The 25,878-nt window shown below is 63.8% G+C and carries 20 protein-coding genes; 12 read left to right on the forward strand and 8 right to left on the reverse strand.

The genetic code is table 11. The features are described 5' to 3' along the window. Nucleotides 1-2: 2 nt before the first annotated feature. Nucleotides 3-1,340 carry a TolC family outer membrane protein gene (locus ACO6VM_RS10540; protein WP_422403233.1) on the forward strand — a complete coding sequence of 446 codons (1,338 nt, stop codon included), beginning with the start codon at nt 3-5 and terminating at the stop codon, nt 1,338-1,340. A gap of 69 nt (nt 1,341-1,409) precedes the next feature. Here the strand turns inward: ACO6VM_RS10540 and ACO6VM_RS10545 are convergent, their stop codons facing one another. Next, nucleotides 1,410-2,927: a nucleobase:cation symporter-2 family protein gene (locus ACO6VM_RS10545; RefSeq protein ID WP_390970203.1), complete on the reverse strand. Its 1,518-nt coding sequence runs from the start codon at nt 2,925-2,927 to the stop codon at nt 1,410-1,412. Between the two features lie 262 nt (nt 2,928-3,189). Further along, nucleotides 3,190-3,558 (reverse strand): PilZ domain-containing protein, encoded by a 369-nt coding sequence (locus ACO6VM_RS10550; RefSeq protein WP_390970201.1) that lies wholly within the window; start codon nt 3,556-3,558, stop codon nt 3,190-3,192. Nucleotides 3,559-3,725: 167 nt separating this feature from the next. Between ACO6VM_RS10550 and ACO6VM_RS10555 the strand changes: the two genes are divergently transcribed. The 3 genes from ACO6VM_RS10555 (at nt 3,726) to yjiA (ending at nt 7,074) form a co-directional block, all read left to right on the forward strand. Next, nucleotides 3,726-5,792, forward strand: a complete 2,067-nt coding sequence (locus ACO6VM_RS10555) for a carbon starvation CstA family protein (RefSeq protein ID WP_110994697.1) — start codon at nt 3,726-3,728, stop codon at nt 5,790-5,792. Between the two features lie 13 nt (nt 5,793-5,805). Beyond that, nucleotides 5,806-6,003, forward strand: coding sequence for a YbdD/YjiX family protein (locus ACO6VM_RS10560; protein ID WP_110994698.1), 198 nt, complete (start codon nt 5,806-5,808; stop codon nt 6,001-6,003). Nucleotides 6,004-6,081: 78 nt separating this feature from the next. Next, nucleotides 6,082-7,074 carry a GTPase gene (yjiA, locus tag ACO6VM_RS10565; RefSeq protein ID WP_422403234.1) on the forward strand — a complete coding sequence of 331 codons (993 nt, stop codon included), beginning with the start codon at nt 6,082-6,084 and terminating at the stop codon, nt 7,072-7,074. A gap of 392 nt (nt 7,075-7,466) precedes the next feature. Here the strand turns inward: yjiA and glyA are convergent, their stop codons facing one another. Beyond that, on the reverse strand, nt 7,467-8,720 hold the full coding sequence (glyA, locus tag ACO6VM_RS10570; RefSeq protein WP_033701398.1) for a serine hydroxymethyltransferase: 1,254 nt from the start codon (nt 8,718-8,720) through the stop codon (nt 7,467-7,469). A 293-nt stretch (nt 8,721-9,013) separates the two neighbouring features. Next, on the reverse strand, nt 9,014-12,844 hold the full coding sequence (locus ACO6VM_RS10575; RefSeq protein WP_401059673.1) for a sensor domain-containing protein: 3,831 nt from the start codon (nt 12,842-12,844) through the stop codon (nt 9,014-9,016). Between the two features lie 236 nt (nt 12,845-13,080). Here ACO6VM_RS10575 and ACO6VM_RS10580 point away from each other — a divergent pair, with 236 nt between their 5' ends. The 3 genes from ACO6VM_RS10580 (at nt 13,081) to gdhA (ending at nt 17,071) form a co-directional block, all read left to right on the forward strand. After that, nucleotides 13,081-13,494 carry a hypothetical protein gene (locus ACO6VM_RS10580; RefSeq protein WP_401059675.1) on the forward strand — a complete coding sequence of 138 codons (414 nt, stop codon included), beginning with the start codon at nt 13,081-13,083 and terminating at the stop codon, nt 13,492-13,494. Nucleotides 13,495-13,726: 232 nt separating this feature from the next. Then, nucleotides 13,727-15,394 carry an energy-dependent translational throttle protein EttA gene (ettA, locus tag ACO6VM_RS10585; protein WP_401059677.1) on the forward strand — a complete coding sequence of 556 codons (1,668 nt, stop codon included), beginning with the start codon at nt 13,727-13,729 and terminating at the stop codon, nt 15,392-15,394. Between the two features lie 336 nt (nt 15,395-15,730). Beyond that, on the forward strand, nt 15,731-17,071 hold the full coding sequence (gene gdhA / locus ACO6VM_RS10590) for an NADP-specific glutamate dehydrogenase (protein ID WP_401059679.1): 1,341 nt from the start codon (nt 15,731-15,733) through the stop codon (nt 17,069-17,071). Nucleotides 17,072-17,158: 87 nt separating this feature from the next. On the opposite strand, the gene ACO6VM_RS10595 is transcribed toward gdhA, so the two are convergent. The 4 genes from ACO6VM_RS10595 to ACO6VM_RS10610 all read right to left on the reverse strand — a co-directional run bounded on the left by ACO6VM_RS10595 (nt 17,159) and on the right by ACO6VM_RS10610 (nt 20,710). Further along, nucleotides 17,159-17,680 (reverse strand): GreA/GreB family elongation factor, encoded by a 522-nt coding sequence (locus tag ACO6VM_RS10595; protein WP_401059681.1) that lies wholly within the window; start codon nt 17,678-17,680, stop codon nt 17,159-17,161. A gap of 69 nt (nt 17,681-17,749) precedes the next feature. Beyond that, nucleotides 17,750-18,106, reverse strand: a complete 357-nt coding sequence (locus tag ACO6VM_RS10600; protein ID WP_125465581.1) for a hypothetical protein — start codon at nt 18,104-18,106, stop codon at nt 17,750-17,752. 184 nt (nt 18,107-18,290) lie between these two features. After that, on the reverse strand, nt 18,291-20,144 hold the full coding sequence (locus tag ACO6VM_RS10605) for a DUF4105 domain-containing protein (protein WP_401059683.1): 1,854 nt from the start codon (nt 20,142-20,144) through the stop codon (nt 18,291-18,293). Between the two features lie 77 nt (nt 20,145-20,221). Beyond that, nucleotides 20,222-20,710 carry a DUF3015 domain-containing protein gene (locus ACO6VM_RS10610; RefSeq protein ID WP_110996202.1) on the reverse strand — a complete coding sequence of 163 codons (489 nt, stop codon included), beginning with the start codon at nt 20,708-20,710 and terminating at the stop codon, nt 20,222-20,224. A gap of 256 nt (nt 20,711-20,966) precedes the next feature. On the opposite strand from ACO6VM_RS10610, the gene ACO6VM_RS10615 reads away from it, so the two are divergent. From ACO6VM_RS10615 to ACO6VM_RS10635, 5 genes are all read left to right on the forward strand, one after another. Further along, a complete protein-coding gene (locus tag ACO6VM_RS10615; RefSeq protein ID WP_258643264.1) occupies nt 20,967-23,405 on the forward strand; it encodes a Lon protease family protein in 2,439 nt (812 codons plus the stop codon). Between the two features lie 162 nt (nt 23,406-23,567). Then, nucleotides 23,568-23,906, forward strand: a complete 339-nt coding sequence (locus tag ACO6VM_RS10620; RefSeq protein ID WP_110996200.1) for a hypothetical protein — start codon at nt 23,568-23,570, stop codon at nt 23,904-23,906. A 240-nt stretch (nt 23,907-24,146) separates the two neighbouring features. Beyond that, nucleotides 24,147-24,635, forward strand: coding sequence for a TIGR00645 family protein (locus tag ACO6VM_RS10625; protein ID WP_110996199.1), 489 nt, complete (start codon nt 24,147-24,149; stop codon nt 24,633-24,635). Between the two features lie 170 nt (nt 24,636-24,805). Next, entirely contained in the window at nt 24,806-25,111 is a 306-nt protein-coding gene (locus ACO6VM_RS10630; protein ID WP_125465577.1) for a DUF6482 family protein, read from the forward strand. An 84-nt stretch (nt 25,112-25,195) separates the two neighbouring features. Beyond that, nucleotides 25,196-25,813: an FKBP-type peptidyl-prolyl cis-trans isomerase gene (locus ACO6VM_RS10635; RefSeq protein ID WP_125465576.1), complete on the forward strand. Its 618-nt coding sequence runs from the start codon at nt 25,196-25,198 to the stop codon at nt 25,811-25,813. Nucleotides 25,814-25,878 lie beyond the last annotated feature (65 nt).

Consider the following 25,878-nt stretch of genomic DNA (forward strand, 5'->3'; position numbering starts at 1 on the left):
GGATGCCGCTGTTTGCCCGCCTTGCCCTGCCCATGCTGATCGCTGCCAGCCTGCCGGCGCAGGCGCTTGACCTGGGCGATGCCTATGCCCTGGCCCTGCGCAACGACCCGGCCTGGCACGGGGCGATCGCCGAGCGCGCCGCCGGCGTGGAGAACCTGGCGATCGGCCGTGCCGGCCTGTTGCCCAAGCTGTCGTACCGCTACAACCGCGCGCGCAACGACTCCGAGGTGACCCAGCACAGCCAGTTCGGCAACGTCACCACCCAGCGCGACTACCGCAGCTACAGCTCGACGCTGACCCTGGAGCAACCGCTGTTCGACTACGCCGCCTGGAGTGCCTATCGCCAGGGCGTGGCCCAGGCGGCGCTGGCGGACGAGCGCCTGCGCGGGCGCGGCCAGGAACTGGTGGTACGGCTGTTCCAGGCCTACAGCGAGGCGTTGTTCGCCAACGAACAGATCGGCCTTGCCCAGGCCCAGCGGCGCACCTATGCCGAGCAACTGACACTCAATGAACGATTGTTCAAGGGCGGCGAGGGCACCCGTACCGACCTGCTGGAAACCCGCGCCCGCTTCGAGCTGGCCCAGGCCCAGGAGATCGAGGCCGGCGACAGCCTCGATGCCGCGCTGCAGGCGCTGCAGGCGATCATCGGCGAGCCTGTGACGGTCGAGGACCTGGCACCGCTGGCGACGCGCTTCACGGTCCAGCCACTGACACCGGCCCGCTTCGAACCCTGGCGCGACCTGGCCGTGGCCCACAACGCCGAGCTGGCCAGCCAGCGCCATGGCCTGGAGGTGGCCGAACACAACGTCGAGCGCCAGCGCGCCGGGCACCTGCCGTCGCTGAGTGCGTATGCCAGCAGCGGCGTTTCCAGTTCCAGTTCCGAAAGCAGCTACAACCAGCGTTACGACACCGACAGTGTCGGCCTGCAACTGAGCATGCCGCTGTTTGCCGGGGGCGGGGTGTCGGCCTCGGTGCGCCAGGCCCAGGCCCAGCGTGATGCCGCGGGCTTCGAGCTGGATGCCCAGTTGCGCGACACGGTCAACCAGTTGCGCCGGCAGTTCAACCTGTGCGCCAGCAGCACGGCGAAGATCCGTGCCTATGACCTGGCGGTGAACGCTGCGGGCGCGTTGGTGGAGGCCACGCGCAAGAGCGTGGCGGGTGGCGAGCGGGTCAACCTGGATGTGCTGGATGCCGAACAGCAGCTTTACAGTGCCCGCCGCGACTTGGCGCAGGCGCGCTACGACTACCTGCGGGCGTGGCTGAAACTGCGCTACCTGGCGGGGGTGCTGGATGCCGGGGACCTGAACGCGCTGAACGGTTACTTTGCCGCCCACGGTTGACCGCCAGCGACAAAAAAGGGGAGCCGACGATGCGCATCGGCTCCCCTGCGTGATCGCTTCGCTTAGCGATCAGTGCTCGGCAACGGCCTTGCGCCTGGGCGCTTCGTTGCCGTGTTCGTCCAGTTCCATGACCGGTACTTCATTGCCATCGGCGTCGAACAGCTTGCCATCCTTGAAGTAGTCGCCATCGCGCAGGCACGAGATGTCCGAGTACTGGATGGTGCGCTCGTAGGCCGCTGCGAACACCGACTGGTTTTCCGAGTTGCCGGTGGTGAAGTGGTTGAACATCAGGTTGAGCAGGATGGCCATGATCGCCGCCGAGCTGATGCCGGAGTGGAAGATGGTTTCGAACCAGCTCGGGAAGTTGTGGTAGAAGCTCGGCGCGGCGATCGGGATCATGCCGAAGCCCAGCGAGGCGGCGACGATGATCAGGTTGACGTTGTTCTTGTAGTTGACCTTCGACAGGGTGCGGATGCCACTGGCGGCCACGGTACCGAACAGCACGATGCCGGCGCCGCCGAGAACCGGGGTCGGGACTGCGGCGATGATGCGGCCCATGATCGGCAGCAGGCCGAGCACCACCAGGATCACGCCGCCGGTGGCCACCACGTAGCGGCTCTTGACCCCGGTCACGGCCACCAGGCCAACGTTCTGGGCGAAGGCGCTCTGGGTGAACGAACCGAAGATCGGCGCCAGGATGCTCGAGGCCATGTCGGCGCGCAGGCCATTGCCCAGGCGTTTGGAGTCGACCTTGGTGTCGATGATTTCACCGACCGCGAGGATGTCGGCCGAGGTTTCGACCAGGGTCACCATGATCACGATGCACATCGACAGGATCGCGGCGATGTGGAAGGTCGGCATGCCGAAGTGGAAGGGGGTGGGGAAGGCGAAGATCGGGCCTTCGGTGACTTTGCTGAAGTCGGTCATGCCCAGCGCCCAGGCGATCAGGGTGCCCGCCACCATGGCCAGCAGGATCGACAACCGCGAGATGGTCGCGCTGCCCAGCTTGCTCAGCAGCAGGACGATGGCGAAGGTCAGTGCCGCCAGGCCGATGTTGGCCACGCTGCCGAACTCCGGCGAAGCGCTGTTGCCGCCCATTACCCAGCGCGCCGCGACGGGCATCAGGGTGAGGCCGATGGTGGTGATGACGATACCGGTCACCAGCGGCGGGAAGAACTTGGTGATGCGCGAGAACACCGGGGTGATCAAGAAGCCGATCAGCGAGGCGGCCATGACCGCACCCAGCACCGCTGGCAAGCCACCACCGTTCTGGCTGCTGAGGATCGCCCCCATGGTCGCCACACCGGCAAACGAGACGCCCTGCACCAAGGGCAACTGGCAGCCGAAGAACGGCAGGCCGAGGGTCTGCAGTAACGTCGCCAGCCCCCCCGCGAACAACGAAGCCGCAATCAGCAGGCCGATTTCCGCGGGCGCCAGACCGGCCGCCTGGCCGAGGATCAGCGGTACCGCGACGATCCCGCCATACATGGTCAGAACGTGTTGCAGGCCGTAGGCCAGGTTGGCGCCAAGCCCGAGGTTTTCATCCTCGGGGCGTTGGGTGGGAGACGTGCTAGGGGACGTAGTCATGGAGCAGGCTCTCAGCATTTATTGTTGTGGCACTACTGTAGACAGGATGTGGATTCGATTGCTATCAGAATTGTATACAATATTTTGATCCTGACGCGCACAGTGCTGCCTCCAGGGTGCGCTTTTTCTGGATGCAGAATGCGTTCCAACTCGACAAATGCGGTACTAGAAGGGTGTGTACAAGGGTCGATGGGGCCCGCACAAAGCTGTCTGGGTAGACAGGAAACACTCCCAGGTCAGTTTGTTAGCAGGCTAAGAGATTTCAATCTTCGATCAATTCACGCAGCTCGCGCATCATTTCGGTGCTGTCGGCCACGTTCAATTCCACCAGACGGTGCAAATGGGTCATCGAATCGATGTCGATATAGAGGCAGATGAAACCCAGGCAGGCTTCCTCTTCATGGCGCAGTTCGACCTGCATTCGCACCTGGGTCGTGCCGTCATCAAGCTTGATGATCGCCTCGAAGTCCTGGGTGAGGTCGGCGTCCCAGGGGGCGGGGCGCTCGATGAGCAAACCCTTGAGCGAAAGATCCAGCAGCTTGGCGGGCCAGCGGCGTTCGCCCTGGCGCAGTTCGGTAGGTGCATCGAAGTTGATGCGTTGGAAGCGGCGGCGCTCGTCGTGACTGCTCATGGGGGAAGGTCCTCAAGGGTTCAACCTGACTATAGTGGTTAATGTCGCTGTAGCAGGTACCGCAATCTGGCCGCAGAGGCTCTAGACCAAAGCAAGTGTGGCAATGCGCGATGACACGCCCTAGACTCGATGGGCGGTCTTTCCAATCCACCAGCTGGAAGTAAACCATGAACAACAATAATAGCCTGCTACGCCACATTCCGTGGCTGGCGCTGGCAGTCATAGGGGCCTGCGCGCTGGGTGTGGTAGCCCTGCGGCGCGGCGAGGCAATCAACGCCTTGTGGATCGTGGTCGCGGCAGTGGCCATCTACCTGGTTGCCTACCGTTACTACAGCCTGTTCATCGCCACCAAGGTGATGCAACTGGACCCCCGCCGGGCCACGCCCGCGGTACTCAACAACGATGGCCTGGACTACGTCCCGACCAACAAACACATCCTCTTCGGCCACCATTTCGCGGCAATCGCCGGTGCCGGCCCGCTCGTGGGCCCGGTGCTCGCCGCACAAATGGGCTACCTGCCCGGCACGCTGTGGCTGATCGCCGGCGTGGTGCTGGCTGGCGCGGTACAGGACTTCATGGTCCTGTTCCTTTCCACTCGTCGCAACGGCCGCTCGCTGGGCGACATGGTGCGTGAGGAAATGGGCCGCATCCCGGGCACCATCGCCCTGTTCGGCTGCTTCCTGATCATGATCATCATCCTCGCGGTGCTGGCGCTGATCGTGGTCAAGGCCCTGGCCGAGAGCCCATGGGGCATGTTCACGGTGATGGCGACCATCCCGATCGCGATGTTCATGGGCATCTACATGCGCTATATCCGCCCGGGCCGCATCGGCGAGATCTCGGTCATCGGCGTGGTGCTGTTGCTGCTGTCGATCTGGCTGGGGGGCCAGATCGCCGCGGATCCGGTCTGGGGCCCGGCCTTCACCTTCACCGGCGTGCAGATCACCTGGATGCTGGTCGGTTACGGTTTCGTCGCCGCCGTGCTGCCGGTTTGGCTGGTGCTGGCGCCGCGTGACTACCTCTCTACCTTCCTCAAGATCGGCACCATCGTCGGTCTGGCCATCGGTATCCTGATCATCGCTCCTGAGCTGAAAATGCCGGCGCTGACCCAGTTCACCGACGGCACGGGCCCGGTGTGGAAGGGCACCCTGTTCCCGTTCCTGTTCATCACCATCGCCTGCGGCGCGGTGTCCGGCTTCCACGCGCTGATCTCCTCGGGGACCACGCCCAAGCTGCTGGACAACGAAACCAACGCCCGTTACATCGGCTACGGCGGCATGCTGATGGAGTCGTTCGTCGCCATCATGGCCATGGTCGCCGCGTCGGTGATCGAGCCAGGCGTGTATTTCGCCATGAACAGCCCAGCCGCAGTGGTCGGTGCCGACGTCGCTTCGGTAGCGCAAACGGTCAGCAGCTGGGGCTTCCTGATTACCCCCGAGCAGCTGGAAGCGGTCGCCCGTGACATCGGCGAACACACCATCCTGGCCCGTGCCGGTGGTGCGCCGACACTGGCGGTCGGTATCGCGCAGATCCTGCACCAGGTGCTGCCGGGTGAGAACACCATGGCGTTCTGGTACCACTTCGCGATTCTGTTCGAAGCGCTGTTCATCCTGACTGCCGTGGACGCCGGTACCCGTGCCGGGCGCTTCATGCTGCAGGACCTGCTGGGCAGCTTCGTGCCGGCGCTCAAGCGCACCGAGTCGTGGGGCGCCAACCTGCTCGCCACCGCCGGTTGCGTGGCGATGTGGGGCTACCTGCTGTACCAGGGCGTGATCGATCCGCTGGGTGGCATCAACACCTTGTGGCCGCTGTTCGGTATCTCCAACCAGATGCTGGCCGGTATCGCCCTGATGCTCGGCACCGTGGTGCTGATCAAGATGAAGCGCCAGCGCTACATCTGGGTCACCCTGGTACCAGCGGTCTGGCTGCTGATCTGCACCACCGCCGCGGGCCTGATCAAGCTGTTCGACCCGAACCCGGCCGTCGGCTTCCTGGCCCTGGCCAAGAAGTACAGCACCGCGCTGGACGCCGGCCAGGTACTGGCCCCGGCCAAGGACATCGGCCAGATGCAGCACGTGATCTTCAACGCCTACACCAACGCCGGCCTGACGATCCTGTTCCTGCTGGTGGTGTTCAGCATCCTGTTCTTCGCCCTCAAGGTCGGCTATGCCGCCTGGGGCCGCAAGGAGCGCAGCGACAAGGAAACCCCGTTCCAGGCTTTGCCTGACGCTTGAGAGGAATGCCGCGATGTTCAACGACTTGAGTCGACTGGGTAAGTACCTGGGGCAGGCAGCCCGCCTGATGGTCGGCATGCCCGACTACGACAACTACGTCGAGCACATGCAGACCAAGCACCCGGACAAGCCGGTGATGAGCTACGAAGCGTTCTTCCGCGAACGCCAGGAAGCGCGCTACGGTGGCAAGTCCGGGCCCAAGTGCTGTTGAACCCGCGACACGTGTGAATCAGTGGGAGCCCGGGCAACCGGGCTCCCACTTTCGTTTTCAGCTCCAGGAGACAACCGCGTGCATACGCCGATTCCCGTTACCGTGCTGACCGGCTTCCTCGGCGCCGGCAAGACCACCCTGCTCAAACACATGCTCAAGGCCGAGCACGGCCTGAAGATCGCCGTGATCGAAAACGAGTTCAGCGAGGCCGGCATCGACAGCCAACTGCTGGGCGACGAACCGGTGCAGGTCATGACCCTGGCCAACGGCTGCGTGTGCTGCAGCATCCATGGCGACCTGACCCGCGCCCTGTACCTGCTGCTGGAGCGCCTGGATGCCGGCGAAATCGCCTTTGACCGCCTGGTGATCGAGTGCACCGGCCTCGCCGACCCGGCGCCGGTGGCGCAGACCTTCTTCATCGATGAGGAACTGCGTGAGCGCTATGTCCTCGACGGCATCATCACCTTGGTCGATGCCGTGCATGCCGAACTGCACCTGACCCAGGCCATCGCCCAGGCCCAGGTCGGTTTTGCCGACCGCCTGCTGCTGAGCAAGACCGACCTGGCCGAGCCCGAAGCCGTCGAGGCGCTGCGCGAACGCCTGGCGCGCATCAACGGCCGGGCGGCGATCCGCTTGGTTGAGCATGGTCGTATCGACCTGGCCGAGTTGCTCGATGTACGCGGCTTCAACCTCAATCCGGACTTGGGCATCAGCCTGAAGCCGAGCCTGCGCCCCGTGCTCAAACCCGCGACGCCGGACCGTATCTCGACGCTGGTGCTGCGCACCGAAGCGCCGTTGGATATCGATCGTCTCAGCGACTTCATGAACGAGCTGCTGGAGGAGCACGGCAAGCAGTTGCTGCGTTACAAGGGCGTGCTGAACATCGCCGGCGAAGACCGCCGCCTGGTGTTCCAGGGTGTGCTCAAGCTGTACGGGTTTGACTGGGATGCCGAGTGGAAGGAAGGTGAGGCTCGGGAAAGCGTGATGGTGTTCATTGGTGATGAGCTGCCGGAGGAGAAGATCCGGGCAGGTTTCGAGGCCTTGAGTGATGAGTCGGTCAGAAGTGTCTGACTTGTGAGTGCCGCCTTATGGCGGCATTTTTCCACCTCAGTGTCTTCATGAGAGTGGGTCAAATGAATCTTCACATCGGGTCGAATTTCGATGACTTCCTTTTGGAAGAGGGTTTAGCTGAGGCGGTGATGGAGCCAGCGTTGAAACGGGTGCTCATCTGGCAACTGATGCAAGCCATCAAGCGCTGTCATGCATTAAGACGCGACGGGGCAAATGCCGAAGCAGAAACGCCTAGGCCCGCTAGAACTATTAGCGGGATTAGCGTGGAGACTGCTAGTTGTGTGACGTAACAGTTGTTTTGCCTATGAGATCGAGCGCCGCAAGACTCTCGCCAAGCACCCACAAAAAAGCCCGGCACATGGCCGGGCTTTTTCACATCAGCGGTCTGCCAATCAGTTGCCGTACACCGGCAGCTTCTTGCAGATGGCCTTGACCTTCTCACGCACGGCGTCGATCACCGCTTCGTTGTTCAGGTCGGCCAGGATGTCGCAGATCCAGCCGGCCAGCTCTTTGCACTCGGCTTCTTTGAAACCACGGGTGGTCACGGCTGGGGTGCCGAAACGCAGGCCCGAGGTGACGAACGGGGAACGTGGGTCGTTCGGTACCGAGTTCTTGTTGACGGTGATGAAGGCCTTGCCCAGGGCGGCGTCGGCGTCCTTACCGGAGATTTCCTGCTTGATCAGCGACAGCAGGAACAGGTGGTTCTGGGTGCCGCCGGAAACCACGTCGAAACCTCGCTCGATGAACACCGAAGCCATGGCCTGGGCGTTCTTCACCACTTGCTGCTGGTAAGCCTTGAACTCAGGTTGCAGGGCTTCCTTGAAGCAGATGGCCTTGGCGGCGATGACGTGCTCCAGCGGGCCGCCCTGGGCGCCCGGGAAGACGGCGGAGTTCAGCTTCTTCTCGATGTCGGCGTTGGCACGGGCCAGGATCAGGCCGCCACGTGGACCGCGCAGGGTCTTGTGGGTGGTGGTGGTGACCACGTCGGCGAACGGTACCGGGTTCGGGTAGACGCCAGCGGCAACCAGGCCGGCGACGTGAGCCATGTCGACGAACAGGTAGGCACCGACCTTGTCGGCGATTTCGCGGAAGCGTGGGAAGTCCAGCACTTGCGAGTAGGCAGAGAAGCCGGCAACGATCATTTTCGGCTTGTGCTCGACCGCCAGGCGCTCGACTTCGTCGTAGTCGATCAGGCCGTTGCCGTCGATGCCGTACTGGATGGCGTTGTACAGCTTGCCCGACGAGCTTACCGAAGCACCGTGGGTCAGGTGGCCACCGTGAGCCAGGCTCATGCCCAGGATGGTGTCACCGGCCGACAGCAGCGCCAGGTAGACGGCGGCGTTGGCCTGGGAGCCGGCGTGCGGCTGGACGTTGGCGTAGTCGGCGCCGAACAGCTCTTTGGCGCGGTCGATGGCCAGTTGCTCGACCACGTCGACGTACTCGCAACCACCGTAGTAGCGCTTGCCTGGGTAGCCTTCGGCGTACTTGTTGGTCAGTACCGAACCCTGGGCTTCCATGACGGCGGGGCTAGTGTAGTTTTCCGAAGCGATCAGCTCGATATGCTCTTCCTGGCGCAGGGCTTCTTGCTGCATGGCTTCGAAGAGCTCGGCGTCGTACTTGGCAATGGTCAAATCACGGCTGAACATGGCGGTCCTCAAGGATCGGGCTGGATTGGGGGGGCATTCTAACCGATTGATTCGCGCCTGGCATATGAAGTGGCATCAAGTCGCGGACCAATGGGGCTCATGTTGCAGGCCGCGTGGTGACTGGGCTGGAGTTGACCTTCGGGTCCGGTTTTTCCAGGGGTGCGCGACGTCTGCGTGGGAGCGGGCTTGCCCCGCGATTGGGCCATGAAGCGATGTAGCCAGGGCCGGCCTATCGCGGGGCAAGCCCGCTCCCACGACGCTCCCACGACGCTCGCGCAGAACCCTCGGAGCGGCTACTGGAACATGAACAACGTCTCGTTGCTGAACTGCGCCTCGAACTGGTTGGCCGGCATTGGCCGGCCGAACAGGTAGCCCTGCACCTCGTCGCAGCCATGCTCGCGCAGGAACTCCAGCTGCTCGTGGGTTTCCACACCCTCGGCGATCACCGCCAGGTTGAGGCTGTGGGCCATGGCGATGATCGCCCGGGCGATCTGCGCGTCCTGCTCGCCCTCGGGCAGGCCGTCGACGAAGGTGCGGTCGATCTTCAGCACGTCGATGGGGAACTGCTTGAGGTAGTTCAGCGACGAGTAGCCGGTGCCGAAGTCATCGACCGCGATGCTCAGGCCAAGGTTCTTCAGGCTGTCGAGGATCTGCATGGCCTCGTGGACTTCACGCATCAGGATGCTTTCGGTCAGCTCCAGCTCCAGGCATGCCGGCGGCAGGCCGGTCTCTTCCAGGATGGTGGCGATACGCGTGCCAAGCTGGCCATCGGAGAACTGCCGGGCCGAGATGTTCACCGACACTTTCGGCACCCGCACCTTGGCCAGGTGCCAGGCCTTGAGCTGGCGGCTGGCCTCGCGCAGCACCCAGTCGCCGACGTCCACCACCAGCCCCAGCTCCTCGATCACCGGGATGAAGTCGCCCGGCGGTACCAGGCCGCGGGTCGGGTGGCGCCAGCGCAGCAGCGCCTCGGCGCCGGTCAGGCGCTTGCCGTCGCCGCTGAACTGCGGCTGGTAGTAGAGGATGAACTCGTTCTGCTCCAGGGCGTGGCGCAGGTCGCTCTCCAGCTCCAGGCGCTCCAGGGCGCTGGCGTTCATGTCCGCCTGGTAGAACTGGAAGTTGTTCTTGCCGCGCTCCTTGGCGTGGTACATGGCGGTGTCGGCGTTCTTCATCAGCTGGCTCAGCTCGCTGCCGTCCTGAGGGCTGAGGGCGATGCCGATGCTGGCGGTGACGAAGAACTCGCGGTTCTCCAGAACGAACGGGGTGACCAGGCTGCCGAGGATGTTCTCGGCGACGTGGATAGCGCGGTTGAGCGCCAGTTCGCGGGTCGCCTTGGGTTGCAGCAGCAGGGTGAATTCATCGCCGCCCATGCGCGCCACGGTGTCGTCGTCGTCGACACAGGCCAGCAGGCGCTCGGCCATGTCCTTGAGCATGCGATCGCCCGCGGCGTGGCCGAGGGAGTCGTTGATCGGCTTGAAGCGGTCGAGGTCGAGGAACATCAGCACCACCCAGGCCTTTTGCCGTTCGGCCTGCTGCAGGGCGGTGTACAGGCGGTCCTGGAACAGCGTGCGGTTGGGCAGGTGGGTGAGGGCGTCGTAGTAGGCCAGGCGGTGGATGCGCTGTTCGCTTGCCTTGCGCTCGCTGATGTCGGTGAAGAAGCATACGTAGCTGGCCAGGTCGCCTTCGTCGTCGAGTACCGCGGTGATGCCGACCCAGGCCGGGTAGTGCTCGCCGTTGCGGCGCTTGAGGAACACTTCGCCTTCCCAGCTGCCGCGCTGGTTGAGCTGCTTGAGCACGTAGCCCAGGTGGGCATCCTGCTGGTGTTCGACGGTGAGCATGCCCGGCAACTGGTCGAGCACTTCGGCGACCGCATAGCCGCTGACCCGGCTGAACGCCTCGTTGGCCTGAACGATGTAGCCGGCCGGGTCGGTGATCAGAATCGCCGAGGTGGAGTGCTCGAATACCGTGGCCGCCATGCGCAGGTCCTTCTCGGCCCGGCGCTGCTGGCTGATGTCGCGGCCCACGCCGAGTACGCCCTCGAAGCGTTCATGCTCGTCCCACACCAGCACCAGGCGCAGCTCGATGGGGATCTTGCGGCCGTCGGCGCGCAGGCAGTCGAACAGGAACAGTTGCGTGGGCAGGGTGGTGCGCAGCAAGGCCAGTTGCTGGTTGTCGCCGAGGGCCTTGCTGACCCGTTCCATCAGGGCATAGACGCCGCTGAGCTGGGCCGGGTTGGCGACGATCGACTGCCAGCCGTTGGCGAAGATCCAGTCGGCCGGGTAACCGAGCACCGCCTGCGCCGAAGGGCTGACGTAATTGAGCTGCAACAGGCTGTCGGTGGAGAAGATCACGTCGCTGATGCTTTCGGCGAGCATGCGGTAGCGTTGCTCGCTGTCGCGCAGCGACGCGCTGGCCTCGATCTGCACGGTGACGTCCTTGCCCACACCGATGATGCGGGTGATCAGGCCGTCGCTGTCGCGGGTCAGCACTTGCTCGCGAATTTCATAGCAGCGCCAGCCGCCGTCGCGGTGGCGGAAGCGCAGCTGGCAGTACAGTGACTGTTCACGGTTGCTGTCCAGTTGTTGCCGGCGCAGCGTTTGATAGTGCTCGGAGTCCTCGGGGTGCAGCAGCAACTCCCAGAAGCGCTCACCCATCTGCGCCAGCTCCGCGCGGTCGTAGCCCAGGGTCTGGCCTAGGTGGCGGTTGCTGAAAATCATCCGCTGGCTGTGCACGTCCTGCACGTAGAGCTGGTCGGGCACGGTGCGGACCACGTCCGACCAGAAACTCTCGCGTTCGAGCAACGACAGTTCCACCTGCTTGCGGCTGGTGATGTCGCTGATGCTCAGGATCACCGCCTGGAAGTCGCGGCGCTGCTGCGGCAAGCGCACCATCAGCCACAGGTGCAGTTCGCCGCCCAGCGGGGCCGGCAGTCGCACTTCCAGTTCGAGCTGGCTGCGCTCTTCGATCAGCGCGTCGATCAGTTGCATGCCGACGCTGTCGCGACCGTCGCCGCTGCCATCGATCAGGCGTTGCCAGGCGCCTTCATTGCAATCGACGTTGAGCAGTTGGCGGGCGACCTGGTTGATTTCCGTGATCTTCAGCTCGGCCAGCAGCGAGCGGCGCAGGTTCGGGTCCAGGGCCAGGCTCTGCTTGAGCGCGGCGCGGTTGCGCAAGTGGTAGCGGTCGAGCTGGCCGGGCAGGCTGGAGAGGTCGAGCACGCACAGGGCCACGCCAGTGCCCTCGAAGATTTCCTGATAACGCCGGCGGTCCTCCTGCAAGGCGCGCTGGCGGCGGCGCATGTTGATCAGCGCCAGTACCGGCAGCAGGGCGCAGAACAGCACCAGCACACATTTGCCGATCAGCGCCGGGAGCAGCTTGCTGCGGGCCAGGCCGGCGTCGAACAGGCCGCGCAGCTGCCAGCTGCTGTTGTCGATGTAGGCCAGCATCACGTTCTGCAGCGGCTCGTCGCTGGTGGTCGTCGGGCCGTGGCGCTCGATCACCGCGCCGTTGCGGCTGTTTTCCAGCAACCACAATGGGTGGCCGGGGCCATCCAGGTGTTGGGCCAGTTCCTGGTAGTAGTCGGGGCTCAGGCGCAGCAGCCAGTAGCCGCGGTCATGCTCGGCGGGCTGGCGCAGCAGCAGGTAGACCTGTGTGTTGTCAGGGCTGTTGGTATAGAAGAAGGCGCGCCCCTGGTTGAGTTGCAGGAGCTCGTCGATCAGTGGGCGATCGTCGCTGTCGGGCAGGGTGTCGACCAGTGTCTGGCCATTGCTGTCCAGCCAGGCCAGCTGCTGCAGGGCAGGCAGGCGCGCCTGCAAGGTTTCGAGCAGGGTCGGCAGGGCGGCGGGCGCCGGAGTTTTGACGTAGGGCTGGACCAGATTCAGCGCTTGCTGTGCCTTCAGCGCCATGTTCAGGCCCAGATGGTCGGCCAGTTCCGCGCTGGTCGTCAGGCTTTGCTGGCGAAGGTCGGCCTGGGTGTGGCGGAACTGGGTGAACAGTTGCCAAAGCAGCAGGCCCAGCAACACCAGCGCCAGCAGGGCCAGCGCCCCTTTCAACGAGCCGCGCAGGTGGCTGCCGGCCTTGGCAGCAGCGGGGCGCAGGGGTGACGGATGCGTGAGATTGGTCAAGCGTTGGTCCTGCGATTGGGCTGACGGCAGGGAGGGCGCATGCACGGCGCATGCCGTGGCCAGGCAAACCGCCGGGCGCACTATAAGCCGCCAATGTGAAGCCGCCTAGCATGCCTTCAAACATGGCAAAGTGCCAGTGGGTGTGATCGCAGCTGGTCCTGCCGGTTCGGCAAGCCCCTGCATCCTGTGCGAGAATGCCGGCCGCTTCATAGTCAACGCATCGGAGAAGTAAGGTTTTGGTTACCCACTATTCCACCAATGGTCTTGATTCTGCCTGCGGACGCAGCAGTCAGGCCCTGGTCAGCACTGCTGCGGCCGAGGACGTATCCTGCAAGACCTGCCAGCGCTCGCTGGCCAAGCCGGACGCGGCTGCTGCCAGCCTGAACAAGACGCCGTCGCTGGCCGAGCTGCGCAAGTCGGCCAAAGCGGCCAAGGCCGCCGCTGAGCCTGTTGCCGAAGTTGCCGCGCAGCCGCTCGCCAAGCCTGCCGCCGCACCCGCCAAGGCGGTGAGCAAGCCGGCCACCAAGCACGTCGACAAGCCTGCACGCAGCGGCGGCTTCAGCGTCAAGTCGGCCTGGGCCGCACGCCTGGCCGAGCAGTCGGACCGTTGCCGCCTGCCGCGTGGCAAGGCCAGGCAGTCGCACGTCTGAGTCCTGCCAGACCCTACTGGCCTCATCGCGGGCTTGCCTGCGATGGGGTCCTGACAGCCCATCGCTGTCACTCCAGCCCCAAGGGCTCGGCCAACGAGCGACCACTCTGTGCAATGGCTCAGCTTGGCGTAGAATGGCCCACTTTGTTCAATGACACCCCGTAAACACATCCCCCGGGCAACCGCCTCGGGCGTACGTCGATGTCTTTACCTATCTGATAGAGGGCTTGGTTTTGGCTCAATACGTCTACACCATGCATCGGCTGAGCAAGGTCGTGCCGCCGAAGCGGGAAATTCTCAAGAATATTTCCCTGTCGTTCTTCCCGGGCGCCAAGATCGGCGTGCTCGGCCTGAACGGCGCGGGTAAATCGACGCTGCTGCGCATCATGGCGGGCGTCGACAAGGAATTCGACGGCGAAGCCCGTCCGATGCCCGACATCAACGTCGGCTACCTGCCCCAGGAGCCGCAGCTGGATCCAACCAAGACCGTGCGTGAAGTGGTCGAGGAAGCGGTCAGCGTGATCAAGGACGCCCAGGCCCGCCTGGACGAGGTCTACGCCGCCTACGCCGACCCGGATGCCGACTTCGACAAGCTGGCCGCCGAACAGGCCAAGCTCGAAGCCATTCTGCAGGCCGCCGACGGCCACAACCTGGAGCGCCAGCTGGACGTCGCCGCCGACGCCCTGCGCCTGCCGGCCTGGGATGCGAAGATCGAGCACCTGTCCGGTGGTGAAAAGCGCCGCGTGGCCCTGTGCCGCCTGCTGCTGTCGGCCCCCGACATGCTGCTGCTGGACGAACCGACCAACCACCTGGACGCCGACTCGGTGGCCTGGCTTGAGCGCTTCCTGCACGACTTCCCCGGCACCGTGGTGGCGATCACCCACGACCGTTACTTCCTCGACAACGTCGCCGGCTGGATCCTCGAACTGGACCGCGGTGCCGGTATCCCGTACGAAGGCAACTACTCGGGCTGGCTGGAGGCCAAGTCGGACCGTCTGGCGCAGGAATCCAAGCAGCAGAGCGCCCACGAAAAAGCCATGAAAGAGGAACTGGAGTGGGTGCGCAAAGGCGCCAAGGCTCGCCAGTCCAAATCCAAGGCCCGTCTGCAGCGCTTCGAAGAGATGCAGTCGCAAGAGTTCCAGAAGCGTTCCGAGACCAACGAGATCTACATCCCGGCCGGCCCGCGCCTGGGCGACAAGGTCATCGAGTTCAAGAACGTCTCCAAGGGTTACGGCGACCGCGTGCTGATCGACAACCTGTCGTTCGCCATGCCCAAGGGCGCCATCGTCGGCGTGATCGGTGGTAACGGTGCCGGTAAATCGACCCTGTTCCGCATGCTGATGGGCAAGGAACAGCCGGACTCGGGCAGCATCGAGATCGGCGAAACCGTGCAACTGGCCTGTGTCGACCAGAGCCGCGAAGACCTGGACGGCAACAAGACCGTGTTCCAGCAGGTGTCCGACGGTTCCGACCAGATCCGCATCGGCAACTACGAGATCCCGTCGCGCACCTATGTCGGCCGCTTCAACTTCAAGGGCGGTGACCAGCAGAAGTTCGTCAAGGACCTGTCCGGTGGTGAGCGTGGCCGTCTGCACCTGGCCCTTACGCTGAAAGAGGGCGGCAACGTCCTGCTGCTCGACGAACCGTCCAACGACCTCGACGTCGAAACCCTGCGTTCGCTGGAGGAGGCCCTGCTGGACTTCCCGGGCGCCGCCATCGTGATTTCCCACGACCGTTGGTTCCTGGACCGTGTGGCCACCCACATCCTGGCGTACGAAGATGACTCGAGCGTGATGTTCTTCGAAGGCAACTACACCGAGTACGAAGCCGACCGCAAGAAGCGCCTGGGCGATGCCGCTGCCCAGCCGCACCGTGTGCGTCACAAGAAGCTGGCTCAGTAAGCTGGTTTAGGTTGCACAAGAATGGGGCCCTCAGGGGCCCCATTTTTGTGCCAGTCAAAAAACTTTTTGGCGGGTCTTGTGGGAGCGGGCTTGCCCCGCGATAGCAGGTATCTGGCTGATCGCGGGGCAAGGTGGTGTGAGTATATGTATGGTGTTCCCTTCTCCCCTCTCCCCCCCCCCCCCGCTCCCACAAAACCGCTCAAAAACTTGTATACAGTTATAGAAAACGCACCAAATAATTTCATAAAAACGACATTCCGCCCTGTTCCAGTGCGATTGGTTCTTGGTACATTCCCGAAAAAACCAAAAACAATCCCTCTTGGTGAGATGTCTACCATGACTGAATCTGTCGACGCCTTCCTGGCCCGTCTGCAACAGCGCGACCCTGCCCAGCCCGAGTTCCACCAGGCGGTGGAAGAGGTGCTGCGCAGCCTGTGGCCCTTCCTCGAAGCCAACCCTCACTACCTCAAGGCCGGCATCCTCGAGCGCATGGTCGAGCCCGAGCGCGCCGTGCTGTTCCGTGTGTCGTGGGTGGATGACCAGGGCAAGGTCCAGGTCAACCGCGGCTACCGCATCCAGATGAGCAGCGCCATCGGCCCGTACAAAGGTGGCCTGCGTTTCCACCCGTCGGTGAACCTGGGCGTGCTCAAGTTCCTGGCCTTCGAGCAGGTGTTCAAGAACTCGCTGACCTCGCTGCCGATGGGCGGTGGCAAAGGTGGCTCGGACTTCGATCCGAAAGGCAAGAGCGATGCTGAAGTGATGCGCTTCTGCCAGGCGTTCATGAGCGAGCTGTACCGCCACATCGGCGCCGACCTCGACGTACCGGCCGGTGACATCGGCGTGGGTGCCCGCGAGATCGGCTACATGTTTGGCCAGTACAAGCGCCTGGCCAACCAGTTCACCTCGGTGCTGACCGGCAAGGGCATGACCTATGGCGGCAGCCTGATCCGCCCGGAGGCCACCGGCTTCGGCTGCGTGTATTTCGCCGAAGAGATGCTCAAGCGCCAGGACAAGCGTATCGATGGCCGCCGCGTGGCGATCTCGGGTTCGGGTAACGTTGCGCAGTATGCCGCGCGCAAGGTGATGGACCTGGGTGGCAAGGTGATCTCGCTGTCCGACTCCGAAGGCACGCTGTTCTGCGAAGCCGGTTTGAGCGATGCCCAATGGGATGCGCTGATGGAGCTGAAGAACGTCAAGCGTGGCCGCCTCAGCGAGCTGGCCACCCAGTACGGCCTGGAGTTCCGCAAGGGCCAGACGCCATGGGCCTTGGCGTGCGACATCGCCCTGCCGTGCGCCACCCAGAACGAACTGAACGCCGAAGACGCCCGTACCCTGCTGCGCAACGGCTGCATCTGCGTGGCCGAAGGCGCCAACATGCCAACCACCCTCGACGCTGTGGATATCTTCATCGAGGCTGGCATTCTCTATGCGCCGGGCAAGGCGTCCAACGCCGGTGGCGTGGCCGTGTCGGGCCTGGAGATGTCGCAGAACGCCATGCGCCTGCTGTGGACTGCGGGCGAGGTGGACAGCAAGCTGCACAACATCATGCAGTCGATCCACCATGCGTGCGTGCACTATGGCCAGGAAGACGATGGCAGCATCAACTACGTCAAGGGCGCCAACATCGCCGGCTTCGTGAAAGTCGCCGATGCCATGTTGGCACAGGGCGTGGTTTGATCTGAAGACCCGTGGGAGCGGCGATGCGGCGCCCCGACTTGCCCCGCGATGCTGCTGGGTCAGGCCAAGAAGTTTGCCTGGCTAGCGCTATCGCGGGGCAAGCCCGCTCCCACGGGGCTCGCTTCCAATTTCTACCACTTCGATCATCTGATCCCCCACTGGCCGCCGCCAAACCACTTCATCCCCAGGCCCGGCCCCCAGCAGCGCCCGCCCCAACGGCGAGTCCCAGTTGATCAACCCCTGCGTCGCATCGGCTTGATCCTCTCCTACCAATTGCACTTGATGCTCCTGGCCGTCCTCATCGACAAACCGCACCTGGCTGCCAATGTGCACCTTCTCGCGGGATGTGGCAGCGGGCACTACCTGCGCGCTCTGCACGCGGGCAGTGAAGTAACGCAGGTCGCGTTCGGTATCAGCCAACTGCTGTTTGTCAGCGCGCTCACCCTGGGCCTGCAGCTCGGCACGCCGCGCATTGAGCGCGGCCACCCGCTGCTGCAACAGGGCCAGGCCCGTGGCAGTGACATAGTTGGGCTGGTCGCTGACCCTGCGCTCCACCGGCTGGTCGGCCTGGGCGGCGGCCTGGTCTTCGTTGACGAATGCTCGGCTCATGGTGGGGCCTCCTTGTGCTGGAGACCATGGTGGCAGGTCGTGGTTTACAGCGGTTGTCCGTTTGCGACGTCAGTTGCGGCGATAGGCACGGGCGGCGCCCTGGTCCTTCTCGCGCTGCCAGTCGCGGTCGCGTTCGTCCCAATAGCGGTCATGGTACTGGCGCTGTTCTTCGCTGTTCTGCATGGCCTGGCATTGGCGAAAGCCGTCGTCCCAGCCGCTTTCGTACTGGCGGTTGTGCAGGTAGCGCGCAACGTCCTTGCGAAAATCGCCGGCCATCGGCCCGGCGGCCTGGCGGCCGCTGCTGCAGCCGTCCTCGAAACCGTCGGCGTAGGCGGGGGGATAACCTTGGTTGACCATCTGCTCGTGAGTGGTCTCGCAGCCTGCCAACAGCAACAGGACACACAGGCCCAACCAGTACCGCGACATATCCACAAGACTCTTGAAGTGATAGCGCAAAGTCTAGGCGGGGAACTGTTGGGGATATGTCAAAACGCTGTCGAAGGATTGCACGTGTTCGTGGGAGCGGGCTTGTCCCGCGAAGCGCTAGATGGTTTATCGCGGGGCAAGTCGGGTCGCCGCACCGTCGCCCCCACGAGGAAAGCTGAGTTGATCAATACTGATACCACTTCAACTCCAGCATCACTTCGTTCTGCGCCGTGGCCAGATGACTGAACTGGCGCGAAGCACTCAACCGCACGCCCAGGTCCCGGCTGATCTCCCACTGCTGGTTCAGGCTCACACTGCGCCGCACCTCGCCGTTGCTGAAGTAATCGCCCTTGGCCTCCAGCGTCAGGTTGCCCAGCCCATTGCGCCACAACAGGCCGCCATTGAAGCCGGCCGCCGGTGAGACGAACTCGGCGAAGTCGTTGTGATGCTCCACCCGCAGCGTGCCCAAGGCAAAGCCCAGCAGCCCGTCACTCAGTTGCCAGGTACCGCCGGCGCCACCGTTGACGTGGCTGACCAGCACTTCGTCATCATGCTTGCCCGGCACCCGTTCCAGCCCGCCCGCCACCTGCCACGACCAGGGCTTGAGCAGCTCGTTGCGCGGGGTCAGTGAACGAATGGTGGCCAGGTCCAGGCGCTGCACCTGCCAGTCGTTGCCTTCGTACTGGCGCAGCTTGAGCTGGAGGATCTCGATCTGCGCGCCGAGGGGGAAGCTGTACAGGTTGTCGTTGAGGTCGTGGTAGGCCATGCGCAGGCCGTACTCGGCGAAGGCGCGGTCTTCACGGGTGCCGACACCCAGCTGCCAGGTCCGCGATTGGTGGCCGTCTTCAGGCAGGCCTGGGCGCTCAATCTGCAGCGCTGGCGGCGGGTTGCGGTTGATCGCCCTGAGCAGCTCGAAACTGCGTGCGGCCTGGGCCGGGTCGCGTTCCTGGCCGTTGGCCCGGTATCGCTCCAGGCGGTAGGCGGCGTCCTGCACCAGGGCCTGGCGGTCGCGGGGCAGGGCGGTGAATTCGGCGCTTTGCAGTTGCCCGGTGTCGGCGCTGAGGGCCAGCACCTGTTGTTTCTCCGCGGGCTCCAACGGCTCGGCCCGGGCCAGCAGCTCGCGTTCGCGGGACGGGCGGTAGCGCACATCGGTGACCAGCCCGGACTGCTTGACCGCCTTGACCGTGTCGGTGGGGATGGCGGTCAGCGGGAACTGGGAGGTGAGGTCCAGGCTCGGGCGCGCCACCTGCAGCAGTTCGAGCAGGCGGTAGGAGCAGTTTTCGTCGAAGAAGAAATAGTCGAACTTGATCTGCTTGAGCTCCCACACATGCTCGACCATCCGTCCGGTCTCTTCCGGCGTAAGGTCCAGCTGGTACTCCCACAGGTCGCGGTTTTCCAGGCTGCGGTACTCGGACAGCTTTTCCTGGTAGGGCATGATCGCGAACAGCCCGGGGTAGCCGCCCATCAGGCCTTTCCAGGCGTAGAGGATGCTGTTGTCGCTGCCTTCGATATAGGCACCGAAGTTGATCGCGTAGCTGAGCAACGTGGTGTCGTCGCGGCGGGTGTTGGACTGGTCGATGCGCAGCAAGGTGTGGCCGAACATCGACGACGGGCTGTTGAGGTAGGCCGCCGGGAAGATCAGTGTCGCGCTGTGCGGGTCGACCGATGTGTACCAAGTGGCGAACTCCTGGCAATCCGGTTTCGGCAGGTCGGTCAGGCCCAGCTGTTCACGCAACCAGCGGGTACGTGCCGGGAATACGCACTGCGGGTGCTTGTCGCCGAGGCTGGCCGGGGCATACAGCGCTGCGAGCGTGGCCTTGAGCTCCTGGTCCGGATGGTGCGCGCCGTCTTCTGCGAGAAAGAACCGGCTGTCGTCCACATAGCTGCGCCAGCCGCCGAGCTTGGCCGTTTCATAGTGGCCCAGGGCGATCCAGTAGGGCGTGGCGGCCAGCTGTTGCAGGCGGGCCGGGTCTGGCTGTGGTGCGGCGTGCAAGGGTGCGCTGACGATCAGCGCCAGGGTAGCGAAGCGTTTGAGCATGTCGGGCAACTACGTCTGAATGATGCCGAAGGTGGATCGCCAAGCCCGCCCCGCTGCCGGGGCGGGAGGCGTGGGGCTCATGCCTCGGTGGCGTATTTGGCCAGTTGCGGGTCGCTCTTGAGCACTGCCAGGGTGTTGCTGTGGACAGTTTCGGCAGTGACGTCGGCGCTGCTGAAGATCTGCTGGAAATGCTCGTGGGTGACGGCGGCGAAATGCGCGCGGTCTTCAGGCGCCACGCCGAGGACCACGGCGTAGGTGGTCAGGGCTTCGCCCTGGCCCTTGGCCATGTCTTCGGACAGTTCGTTCATCATGCCGTTCATGGCGAACCACGACTTGCCGCCATAGGTGAGGGAGGCCTTGGTCGAGCAACCGTTGGTGCCCGAGGTCATGCCGAAGGTTGCGTTGCCGGACGTGCCGTTGGTGGTGGAGGCCAGGAAGTGGGCCGGGGTGCCGCGCTGGCCTTCGAACAGCAGGTTGCCCCAGCCGCAGTTGGGGCCACCCGGCGCTTCGGCCATGGCGTTGATAGAGACAGCGGCGAACAGAGTACCCAGAAGAATCCGTTTCATAGCGTTGTTCTCATTCTCAAGTGACGTACCAATGGTCAGGGTTCTGGCAACGCGGTTGCCAGCACAGGAAGTCTTGCCACCCCCCCGCGCAGCTAGGAGTTTAGGCACGATCCAAAGGTTGCGTTGTTTATTGCGAAAAATGTCTTGCGTGATCGCCATTGTTGGGCTGCGACATAAAGTCCCGCAGAGCCTTGCAAGCTGCGCGCTGGCGGCGCCAGAATGCTTTCCATCCGCCCCGCCGAAGTAAGGAAACCCAATGCCCGATCCTGTCGCCTCGCGCCTGCGTCTCGCGCCCGAAGCCCTGACCCGGCGTTTCTCCGCTGAACAGTTTGCTTTCTCCAATACCGACGATCTGGAGCCATTTCGTGGTGTGCTGGGCCAGGAGCGTGCCGTCGAGGCCCTGCAATTCGGCGTGGCGATGCCGCGCCCCGGTTACAACGTGTATGTGATGGGCGAGCCCGGCACCGGCCGTTTCTCGTTCGTGAAGCGTTACCTGAAGGCCGAAGGCAAGCGCCAGGCCACGCCGTCCGACTGGCTCTACGTCAACAATTTCGAGGACTCCCGCGAGCCGCGTGCGCTGGAGCTGCCCGCCGGCAGCGCACATGCATTCATCAGTGACATGAATGGCCTGATCGACAACCTGGTGGCGACCTTCCCGGCGGTGTTCGAGCACCCCTCCTACCAGCAGAAGAAAAGCGCCATCGACCGCGCCTTCAACCAGCGCTACGACCGTGCGCTGGACGTGATCGAGCGCGCCTCGCTGGAAAAGGACGTGGCCCTGTACCGCGACAGCAGCAACGTCGCCTTCACCCCCATGGCCGACGGCAAGGCCCTGGACGAAGCCGAGTTCGCCCAGCTGCCGGAGGAATTGCGCGAGCGTTTCCATGAAGACATCGCCCTGCTCGAAGAGCGCCTGAACGAAGAACTGGCCAGCCTGCCGCAGTGGAAGCGCGAGTCGAACAACCAGCTGCGCCAGCTCAACGAAGAAACCATCACCCTGGCACTGCAGCCGCTGCTGGCACCGCTGTCGGAAAAGTATGCGGAGAACGCGGCTGTCTGCGCCTACTTGCAATCCATGCAGTTGAACCTGCTGCGCACCGTGGTCGAGCAACTGGTCGATGACAGCAAGACCGACGCCGTGGCGCGCAAGATGCTCGAAGAGCAGTACGCGCCCAACCTGGTGGTGGGCCATTGCGGCAACGGCGGCGCACCGGTGGTGTTCGAGCCGCACCCGACCTACGACAACCTGTTCGGCCGCATCGAATACAGCACCGACCAGGGCGCCCTGTACACCTCCTACCGCCAGCTGCGGGCGGGGGCACTGCACCGCGCCAATGGTGGTTTCCTGATTCTTGAAGCAGACAAGATGCTCGGTGAGCCCTTCGTCTGGGATGCACTCAAGCGCGCCCTGCAGTCGCGCAAGCTGAAGATGGAGTCGCCGCTGGGCGAGCTGGGGCGTGTGGCCACGGTCAGCCTGACGCCGCAGATGATCCCGCTGGGGGTCAAGCTGGTGATCATCGGTTCGCGCCAGCTGTACTACGCGCTGCAGGACCACGATTCGGACTTCCAGGAGATGTTCCGGGTGCTGGTCGACTTCGACGAAGACCTGCCCATGGTCGACGAGAGCCTGGAGCAGTTCGCCCAGCTGTTGCGCACCCGCACCAATGAAGAAGGCATGGCGCCACTGACCAGCGACGCCGTGGCGCGCCTGGCCACCTACAGCGCGCGCCTGGCAGAAAACCAGTCGCGGCTGTCGGCACGTATCGGCGACCTGTTCCAGCTGGTCAGCGAGGCCGACTTCGTCCGCCAGCTGGCCAATGAGAGCATGACCGACGCTGGCCACATCGAACGTGCGCTCAAGGCCAAGGCCACGCGTACCGGGCGGGTGTCGCAGCGGGTGCTCGACGACATGCTCGCCGGGATCATCCTGATCGACACCGAAGGCGCGGCGATCGGCAAGTGCAACGGCCTGACCGTGCTGGAGGTGGGTGATTCGGCGTTCGGTATGCCGGCGCGTATTTCGGCCACCGTCTACCCGGGCGGCAGCGGCATCGTCGACATCGAGCGCGAGGTCAACCTGGGCCAGCCGATCCACTCCAAGGGGGTGATGATCCTCACCGGATACCTGGGCAGCCGCTATGCCCAGGAGTTCCCCCTGGCGATCTCGGCGAGCATCGCCCTGGAGCAGTCCTACGGCTATGTCGACGGTGACAGCGCCTCGCTGGGCGAGGCCTGCACACTGATTTCGGCACTGTCGCGCACGCCGCTCAAGCAGTGCTTCGCCATTACCGGTTCGATCAACCAGTTTGGCGAAGTGCAGGCGGTGGGTGGGGTCAACGAGAAGATCGAGGGCTTCTTCCGCCTTTGCGAAGCCCGCGGCCTGACCGGCGAACAGGGGGTGATCATTCCCAAAGCCAACGTTGCCACGCTGATGCTCGACGAGCGAGTGTTGCAGGCGGTCGAGGCCGGGCGCTTCCACGTCTACGCCGTCAGCCAGGCCGACGAGGCCCTGAGCCTGCTGGTGGGCGAGGAGGCCGGTGCGCTGGATGACAAGGGCGAATTCGCCGAGGGCAGCGTGAATGCCCGGGTGGTCGAGCGCCTGCGGGTGATTTCCGAAATGATCAGCGAGGAAGAGATCAAGGAAGCCGAGAAGGAGCGGCTCGAGGAAGTCATCGCCCAGGCGAATCCGGCTTAAGTCAATAATCCGGCGCTGGCGGCCAAGTGCTACCGTTCAGCGCCGGTTTTCTAACTTTTCCGTAGGTCGGCTACAGTGGAACTTAAGGACGTTTACAGGGTTCAGGATGGAAACAGCCCGTAGCTTTCGGGCTGAACAGGGCTCCATAGAGGGGACGCCGCCATGCGCAACCTCAGCCTTACTCGCCAGTGCCTGGGCCTGGTGACCCGCATCGAATGCAGTATTCGCCCACTGGCCGGTGACAACGGCATGTGGACCTTGCTGTTCGCCGCCGGCATGGCCGGCGAACAACCCTCGGCGATCAAGGCCCAGGGGCCGTTCCATGGCCCGATGGTGGCCGAGTCGGTGATGAATGCCATCGTCGACAGCCTCACCCTTCATGGTTACCAAGTCGCTGAAGATCCGCAGATCTGGTGCCTGCACCTGCAGGCGCAGTTGCGCAAGATCAATGGCGAGCGGTGCCGCAATCTTGGGGATTACCAGTTCCATCCGGAAACCTGACTAATTGCGTGGGAGCGGCGGTGCGCCGATGCGACTTGCCCCGCGATAGCTCCCGGACAGGCCAGCTCGATAGGACTGCAGACGCAATCGCGGGGGCAAGTCGCATCGGCGCAGCGCCGCTCCCACGGTCCCGCGTCGGCTCTTAACGCCTGCGGCAAGCCGCCGCAGGCTTTTGCTGTCACGGGTGGCTGGCTATACTCGCGCACGCTTTTCCAGTCACCTTATGAGTCCCCACTGTCCATGGAACGTATCCTCGAAAACGCGATGTATGCCTCGCGCTGGCTGCTCGCACCGATCTACTTCGGCCTCTCGCTGGGCCTGCTGGCACTGGCCCTGAAGTTCTTCCAGGAAATCATCCATGTCCTGCCCAACGTGTTTTCCCTCGCCGAGGCCGACCTGATCCTGGTGATCCTGTCGCTGATCGACATGTCGCTGGTTGGCGGCCTGTTGGTGATGGTGATGATCTCCGGCTACGAGAACTTCGTCTCGCAACTGGACATCGACGAGAGCAAGGAGAAGCTCAACTGGCTCGGCAAGATGGACTCTTCGTCGTTGAAGATGAAAGTGGCCGCGTCCATCGTCGCCATCTCTTCGATCCACCTGCTGCGGGTGTTCATGGATGCGCAGAACATCTCCACCGAATACCTGATGTGGTACGTGATCATCCACATGACCTTTGTCGTCTCGGCGTTCGTCATGGGCTACCTGGATCGCCTCACCAAGCACTGATGCCTGTTCGCGGGTAAACCCGCTCCCACAGGATCTGCGCATAACCTGTGGGAGCGGGTTTACCCGCGAAAAGGACGATGCGGTACAACTGACGAACGGCGCCTTGTCTAAAACCAGGTTCTGTACAAAAAATGAGCACTCAAGCGGGGTTCCCGCAGCGAGGTGCACCCATGAACCTGCAGCAGCTCAACGCCGAGGCCAGGGCTGGCCATGTCGACGAACTCAACCTGATCGCCATCGAAGGCGGTGATTATCTGCTCGAAGCCCGGGTCAAGGGCCGTGCCCACCCCCTGTCCAGCCCCAGTGGCGAGCGCTTGCGCGTGCATTCGGTGGAGGATGCGCGGGGGTTGCTCAAGGCTATCCCGATGGTCTCGATGAACCTGATGCACTGGTCCGTGCAAGACGAGATGTGTGGCATGGGTACGCACCCGGAAGAAGACCTGAAGGTGCCGATTTCCCAGCGTTCGGCCTGGTAGCTGATTCACCGCACCGCTGTGTGCTAGGCTTCATGCCCTTTTTCTTACAGGGCGGAGTTCGTTCGCCCTACAGCGGAGAGCGAAATGTCCGAACTCATCCTGACCACCGACGAAACCCGCGTCAGCTACGGCATCGGCCGCCAGCTGGGTGGCCAACTGCGTGACAACCCGCCACCAGGCGTCAACCTGGACGCCATCGTTGCCGGCCTGACCGACGCCTTCAATGGCGCCGAAAGCCGTGTCAGCGAAGCCGACCTGTCGGCTGCCTTCAAGGTGATCCGTGAGGTGATGCAAGCCGAAGCTGCTGCCAAGGCCGAAGCCGCCGCTGCAGTGGGCAAGGAATTCCTGGCCGACAATGCCAAGCGTGAAGGTATCGTCACCCTGGCTTCGGGCCTGCAGTACGAAGTACTGACCGCCGGTGAAGGCGCCAAGCCGACTCGCGAAGACAATGTCCGCACCCACTACCACGGCACCCTGGTCGACGGCACCGTGTTCGACAGCTCCTACGAGCGCGGCCAGCCGGCCGAGTTCCCGGTGGGTGGCGTGATCGCTGGCTGGACCGAAGCGCTGCAGCTGATGAACGCCGGCAGCAAATGGCGCCTGTACGTGCCAAGCGAACTGGCTTACGGCGCCCAGGGCGTCGGTAGCATCCCGCCGCACAGCGTACTGGTGTTCGACGTCGAGCTGCTCGACGTTCTGTAAGACCTACACAATCGCGGGGGGGGGGGGAGGGATTCGGAGGGGCTACTGCGGGGGGGGGTCACGGC

Source organism: Pseudomonas sp. GZD-209 (assembly GCF_049310485.1).
GTDB classification, from domain to species: Bacteria; Pseudomonadota; Gammaproteobacteria; order Pseudomonadales; family Pseudomonadaceae; genus Aquipseudomonas; species Aquipseudomonas sichuanensis.

Coding starts and splice junctions, on each gene's coding strand:
- ACO6VM_RS10625 (WP_110996199.1), top strand. CDS start 24,147: ATGGAACGTATCCTCGAAAACGCGATGTATGCCTCGCGCTGGCTGCTC.
- ACO6VM_RS10635 (WP_125465576.1), top strand. CDS start 25,196: ATGTCCGAACTCATCCTGACCACCGACGAAACCCGCGTCAGCTACGGC.
- ACO6VM_RS10605 (WP_401059683.1), bottom strand. CDS start 20,144: ATGCTCAAACGCTTCGCTACCCTGGCGCTGATCGTCAGCGCACCCTTG.
- ACO6VM_RS10555 (WP_110994697.1), top strand. CDS start 3,726: ATGAACAACAATAATAGCCTGCTACGCCACATTCCGTGGCTGGCGCTG.
- ACO6VM_RS10540 (WP_422403233.1), top strand. CDS start 3: ATGCCGCTGTTTGCCCGCCTTGCCCTGCCCATGCTGATCGCTGCCAGC.
- ACO6VM_RS10615 (WP_258643264.1), top strand. CDS start 20,967: ATGCCCGATCCTGTCGCCTCGCGCCTGCGTCTCGCGCCCGAAGCCCTG.
- ACO6VM_RS10595 (WP_401059681.1), bottom strand. CDS start 17,680: ATGAGCCGAGCATTCGTCAACGAAGACCAGGCCGCCGCCCAGGCCGAC.
- ACO6VM_RS10620 (WP_110996200.1), top strand. CDS start 23,568: ATGCGCAACCTCAGCCTTACTCGCCAGTGCCTGGGCCTGGTGACCCGC.
- ACO6VM_RS10560 (WP_110994698.1), top strand. CDS start 5,806: ATGTTCAACGACTTGAGTCGACTGGGTAAGTACCTGGGGCAGGCAGCC.
- ACO6VM_RS10550 (WP_390970201.1), bottom strand. CDS start 3,558: ATGAGCAGTCACGACGAGCGCCGCCGCTTCCAACGCATCAACTTCGAT.
- ACO6VM_RS10610 (WP_110996202.1), bottom strand. CDS start 20,710: ATGAAACGGATTCTTCTGGGTACTCTGTTCGCCGCTGTCTCTATCAAC.
- ACO6VM_RS10545 (WP_390970203.1), bottom strand. CDS start 2,927: ATGACTACGTCCCCTAGCACGTCTCCCACCCAACGCCCCGAGGATGAA.
- ACO6VM_RS10630 (WP_125465577.1), top strand. CDS start 24,806: ATGAACCTGCAGCAGCTCAACGCCGAGGCCAGGGCTGGCCATGTCGAC.
- glyA (WP_033701398.1), bottom strand. CDS start 8,720: ATGTTCAGCCGTGATTTGACCATTGCCAAGTACGACGCCGAGCTCTTC.
- gdhA (WP_401059679.1), top strand. CDS start 15,731: ATGACTGAATCTGTCGACGCCTTCCTGGCCCGTCTGCAACAGCGCGAC.
- ACO6VM_RS10600 (WP_125465581.1), bottom strand. CDS start 18,106: ATGTCGCGGTACTGGTTGGGCCTGTGTGTCCTGTTGCTGTTGGCAGGC.